This is a genomic window from Streptomyces luteolus (genome assembly GCF_029968015.1).
Classification (GTDB): Bacteria; Actinomycetota; Actinomycetes; order Streptomycetales; family Streptomycetaceae; genus Streptomyces; species Streptomyces luteolus.
The window spans coordinates 70,274-83,047 of the sequence record NZ_JASCIS010000026.1; the positions used below are offsets into that span (position 1 = coordinate 70,274).

Genomic DNA, 12,774 nt, shown 5'->3' on the forward strand with positions numbered 1-12,774 from the left:
TCAGCACTGAGCCTCCCAGCGCCGGTTCGGTCAGCGCACGCCGTCCTGGCCCCGCACGTACCAGAGGCCGGCGAGGGAGACGACGGCGACGCCCATGTAGTAGAGGCTGGGCGAGTCGAGGGAGCCGGTGCGGTCGATGAGCCAGGTGAGCACGAGCGGCGCGATGCCGCCGAGCAGGGTCACGCCGAGGTTGTACGCCGTCGAGACGGCTGTGGTCCGTACCTCGCCCGGATACAGGGAGGTGAGCAGCGCGGGGAGCGGGGCGAAGTAGAACGCCATGATCACGCCGAGTACCGCGATGACAAGCACCAGCGTGGGCACAGTCGGCGAGCTGGTCAGCGCCCTGAAGAGCGGCCACGCGAGCAGCAGCGCGGCGGCCGCCGCCCACGTCATCACGCGCGCCGGCCCCACCCGGTCCGCAAGCCTGCCGACGAACGGCACCCCGACGAGCGTGACGAGACCGGCGACGGCACCGCCGAGATAGGCGGCGTCGGCGGGCACCCCGAGGCTCTTCACCGCGAAGGTCGGCATGTAGAGGATGAGGTAGACGGAGATCGTCGCGACACCGACGCACGCGGCACCGGCGAGCACCCGCCCCAGGTGACGCGTCAGGGTGGACCGGACCGGCGCGTGCTCCCGCGGCCCCTGGCTGAACTCCTCCGTCTCGGACAGCCGCGCCCGGATGTACAGGCCGACGGGGCCGACGAGAACGCCCACGATGAACGGAATCCGCCAGCCCCAGGCGTACAGCTCCTCCTCGGACAGGTACGTGAACAGGGCGTAGCCGAAGGCCGAGGCGAGGAACATCGACACCCCCTGGCTGGCGACCTGCCAGGAGGAGTAGTAGGCCTTGCGGTGCGGTGCCGTCTCGATGAGGAACGTCGTGGCCGTACCGAACTCCGCACCGGCCGAGAATCCCTGGACGAGCCGCGACACCAGGATGATCAGGCCCGCCCACGCGCCGATCGCCTGATGGGTGGGGGCAGCGGCCATGAGCACGGTCCCGGCCATCATGAGCAGGAGCGTCAGAGTGAGTGCCTTCTTGCGGCCGTACCGGTCGCCGTAGCCACCGATGAGCAGGCCGCCCAGAGGCCGTACGAGGTAGGAGATCGCGAAGGTGGCGAAGGTGAGGATGAGACCGAGGCCGGCGTCACCCCCGGGGAAGAAGTTCTTCGCGATGACGACGGCGAACGACGCGTAGACGATGATGTCGAACCACTCGAGGGCCGCGCCGATCGAGCTGCTGATCACCGCCTTGCGGGCGGCCGCGATGCGTTCCGGCGAGACGGTCACCGCGGCGGGGACGGCGGGCGGGCCGGGCGGTGTGCCCGCGGGTGTGGCGGTCATGGTGGAGCGGCCTCTTCTCTTCCGTGGCGTGGGGACGGCACCGGCTGAACCAGCCTGCTCGGCAACGCAGTTGGTCGCCGAGACATTCCTGTCCGCGCGAGGAAAGGACACGATCCGGTGTCCGCCGCACCGCCCCTCACCGGCCGACCGCGTAACCCTGCATCCCGCGCGGGTTCGCCGCCGCACTCAGCACGCCCGTTCGCGGGTCGCGTGCGACCGCGCAGAGCCGGCCCTCGGACCAGGGCTCGCCGACCGTGACGTCGTGACCGCGCGAGCGCAGGCCCTCGACCACGTCGTCCGGCATGCGCGACTCCACCGTCACGCTGCCGGGCCGCATCCCGCGCGGGTGGAAGGAGCCGGGGAAGGAGTCGTTGTGCCAGTTCGGGGCGTCGATGGCGCCCTGGAGGTCCCAGGAGCCACGCACGGTGCCGCGCAGCGCGACCGCCAGGAAGAAGTGGACCTGCCACTGGTCCTGCTGGTCACCGCCGGGCGTGCCGAAGGCCATGACCGGGACGCCGTCCCTGAGCGCGAGCGACGGCGTCAGCGTCGTACGGGGCCGCTTGCCCGGGGTCAGGGAGTTCGGCAGATCCTCGTCGAGCCACGCCATCTGGAGGCGCGTACCGAGCGGGAAGCCAAGGTCGGGGACGACGGGGTTGGACTGCAGCCAGCCGCCGGAGGGCGTCGCGGCGACCATGTTGCCCCAGCGGTCCACGATGTCGAGGTGGCAGGTGTCGCCCCTGGTGGCCCCGTCCGCGGTGACGACCTCGCCGCCGACCTCGGCGACCGTCGGCTCGCCCGCGCCCGCCGCCGGAATGCCCAACGCGTCGAAGCCGGGCTCGCCGGCCGCGACCGCGAGCGCCTGACGGCTGAGCTTCGGCTCACGGCCCTCGGGACTGCCGGGGCGCAGCTCGTACGAGGCTTTCGCGCCGATCAGCGCGCGACGTGCGGCGTTGTAGTCGTCCGAGAGGAGCGCCGAGAGCGGAACGTCGACGCCCGCGTCCCCGTACCACGCCTCACGGTCCGCCATCGCGAGCTTGCAGCCCTCGATCAGCAGGTGGACGTACTCGGCCGAGCCGTACGCGGGAAGCTCCTCGACGGGCGGTAGCAGGGCCAACTGCTGGAGGAAGGCAGGACCCTGACTCCAGCCGCCGGCCTTGCAGAGCGTCCAGCCGTTCCAGTCGTACGTGGCGGGCGCCTCGTACGTGGCCTGCCAGCCGGCCAGGTCGGCGGCGGTCAGCGTGCCCGCGTGGCGTGAGCCGCTGGTGTCCATGGTGGGCCGCCGGGCCTGCTGGACGAGGGCTTCGGCGATGAAACCTTCGCGCCATACGCGGCGTGCGCTGTCGATCTGCTCCTCGCGCGAGCCGTCCCCGGCCTCCTCGACGAGGCGCTTCCAGGTACGGGCGAGCGCCGGGTTGCGGAACAGCTGGCCGGGCCGCGGGGAGCGGCTGCCGGGCAGGTACACGTCCGCCGACGACGTCCACTCGTTCTCGAACAGCTCGCGGACGGTTTCGACGGTCTGCCCGACGCGCTCGACGGGCGCGTGGCCGTCCTCGGCGTAGCCGATGGCGTACGCGAGGACCTCGGCGAGCGTCCTGGTGCCATGGTCGCGGAGCAGCAGCATCCAGGCGTCGAAGGCACCGGGAACGGCGGCGGCGAGCGGGCCTGTGCCGGGGACGAGTTCGAGGCCGAGCTCTCCCCGGTAGTGGGCGATCGTCGCGCCGGCCGGGGCGACGCCCTGACCGCAGAGCACCCGGGGTGTTCCGCCGACGGGCGCCAGGATGATCGGGACCTCGCCGGCCGGGCCGTTGAGGTGCGGCTCGACGACATGCAGGACGAAGCCTGCCGCGACGGCCGCGTCGTACGCGTTGCCGCCGTCCTCCAGGACGGCCATCGCGGACTGGGAGGCCAGGTAGTGGGTGGAGGACACCATGCCGAAGGTGCCCTGGAGGGTTGGGCGGGTGGTGAACATGTGCTGCGGCTCCCCTTCAGTTCTGTACCGTCGCGGCCGACGCGTCGGGCGCGGTTCCGTCCTCGGCGACCAGGTGGCAGGCGGCCTGCCGTTGCCCGTCCGGCAGGATGCGCAGGGCCGGGATCTCGGTGCCGCACCGGTCCACCGCGAGCGGGCAGCGGGTGTGGAAGCGGCAGCCGGACGGCGGATGGAGAGGGCTGGGGAGTTCTCCGCTCAGGACGATGCGCTCACGTGTGCGCTGTGCCGCCGGATCCGGTACCGGCGCCGCCGACAGGAGCGCCTGGGTGTACGGGTGCTTGGGGTCGGCGAACAGTCCGGCCGTGGGCGCCTGCTCGACGATCTGCCCGAGGTACATCACGGCGATCCGGTCGGCGAGGAACTCCACCGCCGCCAGGTCATGGGTGATGAACAGGCAACCGAAGCCGCGGTCCCGCTGGAGGTCCGCCATCAGGTTCAGTACCGATGCCTGGACGGAAACGTCGAGCGCGGACGTCGGCTCGTCGGCCACCACCAGGTCGGGCTCGCAGGACAGCGCGCGGGCGATGGACACGCGCTGCCGCTGGCCGCCGGACAGCTGGTGCGGGTGGCGGTCGGCCTGCTCGGGGCGCAGGCCGACCTGCCGCAGAAGCTTCTCTACGCGCCGACGGGCCTCGTCGCCCTTGGCGATGCGGTGCAGCTTGAGCGGCTCGGCGATGATCTCGGCGATCGTCATCCGCGGGTCGAGCGAGGAGGACGGGTCCTGGAACACCAGGTGGAACTTCCTGCGCAACGGCCGCAGTCGACGCCGGGACAGGGACGTCACGTCCGTACCGGCGATGTGCACGCTGCCGGACGTCGGCTCGTCGAGCCGTACGGCGATGCGCCCGACGGTCGACTTCCCGCTGCCGGACTCGCCGACCAGACCCACGACCTCGCCCCGGCCGACGCTGAGGGTGACCCCGTCGACGGCGCGGACCGGCCCGAAGTGGCGGGTGAGGTCACGCAGTTCGAGCGCCGGTTCGTGCTCGGCGCCGCGCGCCCGCTCGTGCTCGGCGCGGCGCGCCTGCGCGGGTACGACCGCGTTCCCGGTTGCCTTGTCGCTCATCGGGCCTCCACCTCGTGCGGGTGCCAGCAGGCAGCCCGGTCCAGCCGCGGCCGCGCGGTGCCGCACTTCTCTGTCGCACGTGGGCAGCGGGGCGCGAAGGTGCACGCGTCCGGCTGGGCCTCCAGGCTCGGCACCAGGCCGGGGATCTCGGGCAGCCGTCGCTTGCCCTCGGCGCCGGGCTTGAGGACGGCCCCCAACAGGCCGTTGGTGTACGGGTGCCGGGGCTTCGCGTACAGCTCGTGGACCTCGCCGTGTTCGACGACGCGGCCCGCGTACATCACCATCACCCGGTCCGCGATGTCGGCGACGACGCCGAGGTCGTGGGTGATCAGGACGATCGCGGTGCCGAGGCGTTCGCGCAGCGACCGCAGTACGTCGAGGATGCCCGCCTGCACGGTCACGTCGAGCGCGGTCGTCGGCTCGTCGGCGATGAGCACCGACGGGTCGCAGGCGACCGCGATGGCGATCATGACGCGCTGGCGCATGCCGCCGGACAGCTGGTGCGGGTACTCGCCGACGCGTCGGCGCGGAGCGGGGATGCCGACCAGGTCGAGGAGTTCGACGGCGCGCTCGGTGGCCTGTCTGCGGCTGAGGCCCTGGTGCCTGCGCAGCACCTCGCCGACCTGCCGGCCGACGGTGAGGACCGGGTTGAGCGAGGTCATCGGCTCCTGGAAGATCATCGCAAGGTCCTTGCCTCGGACCCGTGCGAGTTCCTTCTCGCTCGCGCCGACCAGTTCACGGCCGCCGAGCTGCACCGAGCCGGTGACCGTCGCGGTCGGCGGGAGGAGACCCATCGCCGCCATCGACGTGACGGACTTTCCGCAGCCCGACTCGCCCACGACCGCGAGGACTTCGCCGGGCCGGACTTCGTAACTGATCCCGTCGACGGCGTGCACGGTGCGCTCGCCGGAGCGGAAGGAGACCGAGAGGTCGGTCACCTTCAGTACGGACTCGGTCATCGGGTCGCTCCACGGGGGTCGAGGACGTCACGCAGACCGTCGCCGAGCAGGTTGAAGGCGAGCGTCGCGGCGACGATCGCGAGGCCGGGGAAGACCGCCATCCAGGGCGCGGCGGCCAGGAAGGACTGGGCGGAGGACAACATCACGCCGAGCGAGGGCTCGGGTGGCTGCACGCCGAGGCCGAGGAAGCTGAGCAGCGCTTCGCCGATGATCGCGGTGGGGATGCCGACGGTGGCCTGGACGGTCAGGGCCGAAGTGGCGTTGGGCAGGATGTGCCGGAACAGGACGGTGCCGTCGCCGCCCCCGCCCGCGATCGCGGCGGCCACGAAGTCCACGTTCTTCAAGCGGAGGGTCTCGGCACGGGTGATGCGGATGACGGCCGGGACCTGCGAGATGCCGATCGCGATCGTGGCGTTCAACAGGGACGGGCCGAGAATGGCGGCCAGGCCCACGGCGAGCACCAGGAACGGGAAGGCGAGCATCGTCTCGGTGATCCGGGAGACCGTCGAGTCGGCGAACCTGCCGTAGTAGCCCGCGAGCAGACCGAGCGGGACACCCACCAGGAAGGCCAGGACCACCGCGAGCAGGCCGACCTGCAGGGAGGCACGCAGGCCGTGGAAGACGCGGGAGAGCTGGTCGCGGCCGAGGTCGTCGGTGCCGAGCCAGTGGGACAAGCCGGGCTGGGCGAGCGCGTTCTCGAAATCGGCCTGGGCCGGGTCGTACGGGGAGATGAGTGGGGCGAACACCGCGGCGAGCACGAAGAGTGCCGCGACGGCGCCGCCGGTCAGGGCGAGCCGGTTGGCGAGCAGGGCGCGGGTGCGGGCGCCGCCCACCGTGCGCGCGAGGCGGGTGCGTGTCGGGCTCGTGGGGGTCACGGTGGTGCTCATCGCGCGGCTCCTCCGGGGCAGGCCTGCGGGTCCGTCGCGCGGACCACGCCACCGGCGCGGGTGCCGGTCGGGTGGGTCGTGAGTTCGGTGGTCGCGGTCGACGCGGTCGACGCGGTCCATGCGGTGGGCGCGGTCCATGCGGTCGGCGGGGTCTTCGGTGTCGCCGGGGTCTCCGGTGTCGGCGGGGTCGTCAGTGTCGGCGGGGTCGTCAGTGTCGACGGGGTCGTCAGTGTCGTCATCGGGGTGCACCTCCGAGCCGGATGCGCGGGTCGATGACCGAGTACGCCACGTCGACAAGGAGGTTGATCAGGATGTACGCCGCCGAGGTGCACAGCACGACGCCCTGGAGCATCGCGTAGTCGCGGGTGAAGACGGCGTCGATGGTGAGCTTGCCGAAACCCGGCAGGACGAAGATCTGCTCGGTGACCACGGCGCCGGAGATCAGCTGGCCGAGCTGGAGGCCGAGGATGGTGACGACGGTGACCAGGGAGTTGCGCAGCGCGTGGCCGCCGATGACCTGCCTGCCGCTGAGTCCCTTGGCGCGGGCCGTGCGGACGTAGTCCGCGGACAGCGAGTCGAGCATCGCGGCGCGGGTCTGGCGCATGACGACGGCGGCGAGCCCGGAGCCGAGGACGACCGCGGGCAGCACCATGCGGCGCAGGTTGTCGACCGGGTCGACGCCGAAGGGGACGTAGCCCGAGGCGGCGAAGACCGGTACGGCGATGGCGAGTGAGAGGACCAGGACGATGCCGAGCCAGAAGTTCGGCACGGAAAGGCCAAGCAGGGCCAGGCCGTTGGCCAGCCACTCGGCGGGTCGGCCGCGGCGTACGGCCGCGATCACGCCCGCGCCGATGCCGAAGACCACGGCGAACAGGAGGGACAGGAGCGAGAGTTCGACGGTGACGGGCAGCGCGTTGAGGATCGCGTCGTCGACCGGGAGGCCGGTGCGCGCGGACACGCCCAGGTCGCCGGTGACCGCGTGGGAGACGAAGCGCCAGTACTGCTCGAAGACCGAGTCATTGAGGCCGTACTGCTCGCGGATCGCGGCGAGGGCCTGCGGGCTGCGTTCCTCACCGGCAAGGGCGAGGGCCGGGTCGCCGGGGATCGCCCGGACTCCCGCGAAGACCACGACACTGACCAGGAAGAGGGTGATCAGCGACTGCCTCAGCCGCTTGAGGAGATAACGGCTCATCGCGCGTACCCCGCGGACTTCACACGGACCAGGCCGTCGCCGTGGACACGCAGCCCGGCGATGTCCTCGCCGGCCACGACGTAGTTCTTCTGCCGGTAGAGGTAGATGAGGGCGTGTTCGGCGTTGACCCTCTCGGTGAGCTCGCGGTAGATCTCCGCGCGCCTGCTCTGGTCGCCCTCGGTGCGGCCGCGTGCGATGAGCTCGTCGATCTTCTTGTCGCCGAGTCCGTAGGCGTTCATGGCGCCCTGGGTCGTCAGGAAGCTGGCGATGTTGCCGTCGGGGTCGAGCCGCCCGGACCAGCCGCTGCGGAAGGCGTCGTACCGGCCGGAATCGGTCTCCTCCAGCATCGAGGCGTACTCCATGGGCCGCAGGGTCACCTGGAATCCGGCGTCCTTGGCCATGGACTGCACGACCTGGCCGAGGCGGATGTCCTCGGGGGTGTTGTTGACCGTGTACTCGAAGCGGACGGGGGTCTTCACCCCGGCCTCCTCAAGCAGTCTCCTGGCTCCCGCGACATCGCGGTCGGGGCACTCGCTCGCCTGCACGCCGGGCGCGATGGCGGACTGGGGCGAGACGGGGCCGCAGGCGGGCTCGTACATCCCCTGGAACACGATCTTGTTGATCAGTTCGCGGTCGAGGGACTTCTCGAAGGCCTCGCGGACGCGGACATCGCTGCCGAGCGGGGTGTCGATCTTCCCGGGCTTCTCGCCGAGGCCCCGGGTGTTGCCGACGTTGATGCCGATCCCCTGGTAGCCCAGGGAGGGCGAGTTGAAGAGCCGCAGCTTGGGGTCGGTCAGCACGCTGGTGACCTCGACCGGCGTCATCTGGTCGCCGATCTGGACGTCTCCGGAGCGGAGGTTGGCGAGCCGGACGTTGCCGTCGGGGATCGGCTTGTAGATCACCTGGTCGAGGTGGACAGCGTCGGCGTCGTAGTACTTGTCGTCCTTGACGAGCACGATCCGGTCGCCGCCGACGCGTTCCTTGTACTTGAACGGGCCCACGCAGGAAGGGTGGTTGGTGAACCTCTTCCCGTACTTCTCGATCGCTTTCGGGGACAGCACCATGCCCGCGCGGTCGGCGAGGACGGTGGGCAGCGGGGTGTACGGCTGCTTCAGCGTGATCCGCACCGTGTACGGTCCGGTGGCCTCGACGCCTTCGACGGGGCCGAGTTCGGTGGCCCGAGCGGAGCCCGCGATGTCCCGGTGCCGCTTCAGGGAGGTGACCACGGCGTCGGCGTCGAGCTTCGTGCCGTCGCTGAAGGTGGCGTCCTCGCGCACAGGGATGGTGGCGGTGAGGCCGTCCTTCGACATCTCCGGCAGCTCGGTGGCCAACTGCGGCACGAGCTGTCCGTCCTTGTCGCTGTCGTACAGCTTCTCGCACATGGATGCGAAGACGGTGCGGCCCACGAGGGTCTGGGCCAGCGACGGGTCGAGCTTGTCGGGGTCCGAGGCCAGGGCCACGGTCAACGTGCCTCCGTCCCTGACCTCCCGGTCGTCGGCCATGTGAGCTCCGCCGACCTCGGCCGCCGGCGACTGCAGCGATGTGCAGCCCGTGCCGGCTACCAGAAGCAGCCCAACTGCCGCCGCCAGAGGCGCTGTTCGGCGCACGGAAGATACCTCCTGCCCAAGGCGGTCAAGGAATACCGCAGACCGTATTTCGCATACAGTCGGTGCGACAAGGCCCGTGCTGAAGAAGATCGGGTCGCGGCTGCGGCTCCGCGGCTGCGGAAAGTGCGACATGGCAAGGTGGAGGCTGAACTCGCGGGCCAGGAACTGGACTTGGTACGGCGCAGACCAGGACCGTGCGGTCGTGGGGTGGGCCGTGGGGTGGGCCGTGGGTTGGTCGAAGGCGCTGGCCTCGGTGCCGTACGAGACCGTTCAGCAGGTCCGGTGGGGGCCCCGCCTGACCCCTCACCAGGTCGGCAACAGCGTCAGCGCGCCAGGCGGTCGAGCGTGGCGAGTACCGGCGCGATGCCGTCCTCGGCGGCCAGACGGTCGGCCAGCGCGCGGGCGCGCGTGCGGTGGGTGCTGTCCGCCGTCGCCCGGCGCAGGGCCTCGGCCAGGGCGGGGGAGGTGAGGCGGCGCAGCGGCACCACCCCGGGCGCCGTACCCAGCGCGGTCAGCCGGGACGCCCAGAAGGCGGCGTCGAACTGGACCGGCACCGGCACCGTGGGCACTCCGGCCCGCAGGACGGCACCGGTCGTGCCCGCTCCCGCGTGGTGCACGACGGCCGCCGTCCGCGGGAAGAGCAGGGAGTGCGGCACCTCGTCGACCGTCAGGATGTCCTCGCTCTCGGCGTGCAGACCCGCCCAGCCCCGCTGGATCACGCCGCGCATTCCCGCCGCGCGCACCGCGGAGACGATCTCGCGGCTCACCCGCTCGGGGTCGGGCACGGTGGCGCTCCCCAGGCCGACGAAGACGGGGCTCGGCCCGGCGGCGAGGAAGTCCTCCAGTTCCTGGGGGAGCCGCCCGGTCTCGTGCGGCCACCAGTACCCGGCCACTTCAAGCCCGGCGGGCCAGTCCCGGGGGCGGGGCACGACGAGTTCGCTGTAGCCGTGCAGCACCGGCCGTGCCCGACGGCCTCGGGAGCGGCCCGCCCCCGGGAGCCCATGCCGCCGCAGCGACCGGACGGAGCCTGCGAACACCAGCTCCACCGAGGCCATGACGGCGAGCCCGCTCAGCCGGTTGCCCACCGCGCCGAGGGGCCGCGTCCCCAGTATCGGGGCGGGGAACTCCCCGGTCGGGTGGAGGGGTTGCAGGTGCAGCCCCACGGAAGGTACGGAAAAGGCCTGGGCGATGGCGTCCCCGAGGGGCCCCAGCGCGCCGCCGACCAGCAGGACGTCACCCTTGCGCGCCACCTCCACCAGGGCCGCCGTCAGCTCGTCGGCCGCCTGCCGGGCCATGGACACCAGCCGCACCAGCTTGCCCGCACCCGTCCGCGCGTCATGCAGCCGCCGGCCCCGCTCGGAGTGCAACTCGGCACGGGGATCCACCGGCAGCGGATGAAAGCGCACCCCCGATCCGGCCACCAGCGGCTCGAACACCGCGTGCGCGGCCAGCGTCACCTCGTGCCCGGCCCGTACGAGACCCGCTCCCAGACCTGTGTACGGCGCGACGTCACCCCGCGACCCCGCTGTCATCATCACGATTCGCACGCCGCAAGTGTGGCCCACCTGAACGCGACGCCACAGAAGGCCTGCCGCGTTCCGAGCACGGCCACCACCGTACGGAGAGGATCCGCGTACGGAGATGCCCCGCGTACGGAGAGGATCCGCGTACGAGATGACCCGCGGACGGAGATGACCCGATCGAGCCATCACGGCAGGGCGGGAGCATGACACGCAGGTGGCGCAGGAATGACAGCAACCATGGAAGACAACCGGGAACAGAGCGATGTCGATGCGAACGAGACCCGCCGCTACTACGACAACGCGGACGTCGACGCCTTCTACGACTCCGTATGGGGCGGGGAGGACATTCACATCGGGATCTACGCCGACCGCAACGAGGACATCGCCACCGCATCCGGACGGACCATCAGCCACACGGCCGACAAGGCCGCGGACCTCCTCGGCCCGCACAGCAACGTCGTGGACCTCGGCTCGGGATACGGCGGTTCAGCGCGCGCCCTGGCCACCCGCTTCGGCTGCCGCGTCGCGGCACTGGACCTGAGCGAACACCACAACCGACGCCACCGCAGCGCCAACATCCAGCGGGGCCTGGACACCCTCATCGACGTCACCACCGGCACGCTCGACGAACTGCCCTATCCAGCACACCACTTCGACGTCGCCTGGTCCCTGGAGGTCCTCTGCCACGCTCCCGACCGCACCCGCGCCCTCAGCGAGGCGATGCGCGTTCTGCGTCCGGGCGGAGCGCTGCTCTTCTCCGACATCATGGCCGCCGAGAACGCCCCTGCCGACGCCCTGCAACCGGCCCTCCGACGCCTGGGCATCCCGGCCCTGGCCACCCCCTCCTTCTACCGCGAACAACTGTCGGCACTCGGCTTCACCCGCACAGAGTTCGAGGACCGCAGCGAGGACGTCACCACCCACTACGCGCGCCTGGAAGAGGAGGTACGACGACGTGCGGCGGAACTGCGCGACATCATCAGCCCCGCCTACCTCCAGGGCCTGCTGACCAATCTGCCCCTGTGGAAAGACCTCACCCACCAAGGCCTGGTGCGCTGGGGCCTCTTCCACGCACGCAAGCCCCACCAGCATCCCGGCACGTGAAGCGAGTCGCCCACCCGCCGCCATGGTTCACCGGGGCGCGTCCTCCGGCAGCAGATGCGCGAGCAGCAGCTTGATGAGGAGTACGGGGGCGAACCAAGCCAGTTCGGGTGGCACCGTGACCAGGGCCGCCACGGCAGTGATCGCCAGCACGGTCACGGCGAAGGCCACGGGGCGGCGGGATTCGGCGTTCACGGCGGTCACGACGACGGCTCCCGCCAGCGCCAGCCCGTAGATGGTCGCCGCCGCGGCCCAGCCGAAGCCGGGGACGGCGAGTGCCAGCAGGAACGGCTGGATGTGGGCGGCGACGAAGCCGAGGTGGTGTCGTGCGGTACGCCCCGGTCGGTGGAAGTGGCGCTTGGCCGTGGACGTGGCGTTGACCGCCGCGCCGCCGAACAGGTCGAACGCGACCACGGCCACGACCACCACGGCGATCGAGGGCATGGAGGCGGTGGCGACCACGGCGGTCGTCAGGGTGCAACCCGCCACCGCGGTGGCGTATCCGACCGCCCGCTCCACGGCGCTCGCGCCCGGTCCGATCAGCTGCCGGTCGGCCCAGTGGGCGAGTGCGGAGATCACGCCGTCGCCCTGGGGCGCAGCCCGCCGAGGCACATCTCGGTGAGCGGGGCGGCCAGTTCGGTGGCCAGTTCGGTCAGCGGCACACGTGGATCGAGCAGCCATTGCAGGGCGGTGCGCCCGGTAGACGCCTGCCATGCCGAGGGGAGACGCCGTGCCGTCGCGGCTGAACGCCCAGACGTCGAGCACGATCCGGGCCCGGTCCGGTTCTCCGGCGAGCAGCTCGACCACAGCGTCCACCAGGGCGGCCAGCCGGTCGAGTGCCGGACCGCTGCCCTCGGCCGCCTGCCGCAGGACGGCGGCGGACCCGTCCGCGTACGCCTCGAAGGCGGAGCCGAGGAGCTCCTCCCTGCTGCCGAACTCCAGGTAGACACTGCCCTTTCCGATCCCCGCCTCGGTGGCGACATCCTGACCACTTGCTTCGGTGACATCGCGACGTTCCCCCTCTCTGTTATGACTGGTCAGTCATAACAGAGAGGGGGATTCCTGGGACGAGGAGGCCTGCGGCCAACGCGAGTTCCTGGTGGAG

General features: G+C 71.4%; 11 protein-coding genes and 1 pseudogene. 1 reads left to right on the forward strand and 11 read right to left on the reverse strand.

Features of this window, described 5'->3' with window-relative positions; genetic code table 11:
- Positions 1–30 precede the first annotated feature (30 nt).
- From QIT00_RS24305 to QIT00_RS24345, 9 genes are all read right to left on the reverse strand, one after another.
- Positions 31–1,347 (reverse strand): MFS transporter, encoded by a 1,317-nt coding sequence (locus QIT00_RS24305; protein ID WP_282537499.1) that lies wholly within the window; start codon positions 1,345–1,347, stop codon positions 31–33.
- A gap of 136 nt (positions 1,348–1,483) precedes the next feature.
- Complete coding sequence (locus QIT00_RS24310) at positions 1,484–3,316, reverse strand: gamma-glutamyltransferase family protein (protein ID WP_282537500.1); 1,833 nt, start codon at positions 3,314–3,316, stop codon at positions 1,484–1,486.
- 16 nt (positions 3,317–3,332) lie between these two features.
- Complete coding sequence (locus QIT00_RS24315) at positions 3,333–4,400, reverse strand: ABC transporter ATP-binding protein (RefSeq protein WP_282537501.1); 1,068 nt, start codon at positions 4,398–4,400, stop codon at positions 3,333–3,335.
- On the reverse strand, positions 4,397–5,359 hold the full coding sequence (locus QIT00_RS24320; RefSeq protein ID WP_282537502.1) for an ABC transporter ATP-binding protein: 963 nt from the start codon (positions 5,357–5,359) through the stop codon (positions 4,397–4,399). The genes QIT00_RS24315 and QIT00_RS24320 overlap by 4 nt, the downstream gene beginning before the upstream one ends.
- Positions 5,356–6,246 (reverse strand): ABC transporter permease, encoded by an 891-nt coding sequence (locus QIT00_RS24325; RefSeq protein ID WP_282537503.1) that lies wholly within the window; start codon positions 6,244–6,246, stop codon positions 5,356–5,358. Before QIT00_RS24325 ends, QIT00_RS24320 begins: the two co-directional genes overlap by 4 nt.
- Complete coding sequence (locus QIT00_RS24330; protein WP_282537504.1) at positions 6,243–6,485, reverse strand: hypothetical protein; 243 nt, start codon at positions 6,483–6,485, stop codon at positions 6,243–6,245. Before QIT00_RS24330 ends, QIT00_RS24325 begins: the two co-directional genes overlap by 4 nt.
- Positions 6,482–7,438 carry an ABC transporter permease gene (locus QIT00_RS24335; protein WP_282537505.1) on the reverse strand — a complete coding sequence of 319 codons (957 nt, stop codon included), beginning with the start codon at positions 7,436–7,438 and terminating at the stop codon, positions 6,482–6,484. Before QIT00_RS24335 ends, QIT00_RS24330 begins: the two co-directional genes overlap by 4 nt.
- Complete coding sequence (locus QIT00_RS24340; protein WP_282537506.1) at positions 7,435–8,940, reverse strand: ABC transporter substrate-binding protein; 1,506 nt, start codon at positions 8,938–8,940, stop codon at positions 7,435–7,437. Before QIT00_RS24340 ends, QIT00_RS24335 begins: the two co-directional genes overlap by 4 nt.
- A gap of 428 nt (positions 8,941–9,368) precedes the next feature.
- Complete coding sequence (locus QIT00_RS24345) at positions 9,369–10,577, reverse strand: glycosyltransferase (protein ID WP_282537534.1); 1,209 nt, start codon at positions 10,575–10,577, stop codon at positions 9,369–9,371.
- A 228-nt stretch (positions 10,578–10,805) separates the two neighbouring features.
- Between QIT00_RS24345 and QIT00_RS24350 the strand changes: the two genes are divergently transcribed.
- Positions 10,806–11,672, forward strand: coding sequence for a class I SAM-dependent methyltransferase (locus QIT00_RS24350; RefSeq protein WP_282537507.1), 867 nt, complete (start codon positions 10,806–10,808; stop codon positions 11,670–11,672).
- Between the two features lie 27 nt (positions 11,673–11,699).
- On the opposite strand, the gene QIT00_RS24355 is transcribed toward QIT00_RS24350, so the two are convergent.
- Positions 11,700–12,248, reverse strand: a complete 549-nt coding sequence (locus QIT00_RS24355; protein WP_282537508.1) for a hypothetical protein — start codon at positions 12,246–12,248, stop codon at positions 11,700–11,702.
- A 342-nt stretch (positions 12,249–12,590) separates the two neighbouring features.
- Positions 12,591–12,710, reverse strand: a pseudogene (locus QIT00_RS39005) (TetR family transcriptional regulator); the annotation flags it as partial.
- Between the last annotated feature and the right edge of the window lie 64 nt (positions 12,711–12,774).

What these genes read in the sequence shown, in the direction of transcription:
- QIT00_RS24305 (WP_282537499.1), bottom strand. Translation starts at nt 1,347, where the DNA reads ATGACCGCCACACCCGCGGGCACACCGCCCGGCCCGCCCGCCGTCCCC.
- QIT00_RS24310 (WP_282537500.1), bottom strand. Translation starts at nt 3,316, where the DNA reads ATGTTCACCACCCGCCCAACCCTCCAGGGCACCTTCGGCATGGTGTCC.
- QIT00_RS24315 (WP_282537501.1), bottom strand. Translation starts at nt 4,400, where the DNA reads ATGAGCGACAAGGCAACCGGGAACGCGGTCGTACCCGCGCAGGCGCGC.
- QIT00_RS24320 (WP_282537502.1), bottom strand. Translation starts at nt 5,359, where the DNA reads ATGACCGAGTCCGTACTGAAGGTGACCGACCTCTCGGTCTCCTTCCGC.
- QIT00_RS24325 (WP_282537503.1), bottom strand. Translation starts at nt 6,246, where the DNA reads ATGAGCACCACCGTGACCCCCACGAGCCCGACACGCACCCGCCTCGCG.
- QIT00_RS24330 (WP_282537504.1), bottom strand. Translation starts at nt 6,485, where the DNA reads ATGACGACACTGACGACCCCGTCGACACTGACGACCCCGCCGACACTG.
- QIT00_RS24335 (WP_282537505.1), bottom strand. Translation starts at nt 7,438, where the DNA reads ATGAGCCGTTATCTCCTCAAGCGGCTGAGGCAGTCGCTGATCACCCTC.
- QIT00_RS24340 (WP_282537506.1), bottom strand. Translation starts at nt 8,940, where the DNA reads ATGGCCGACGACCGGGAGGTCAGGGACGGAGGCACGTTGACCGTGGCC.
- QIT00_RS24345 (WP_282537534.1), bottom strand. Translation starts at nt 10,577, where the DNA reads ATGACAGCGGGGTCGCGGGGTGACGTCGCGCCGTACACAGGTCTGGGA.
- QIT00_RS24350 (WP_282537507.1), top strand. Translation starts at nt 10,806, where the DNA reads ATGGAAGACAACCGGGAACAGAGCGATGTCGATGCGAACGAGACCCGC.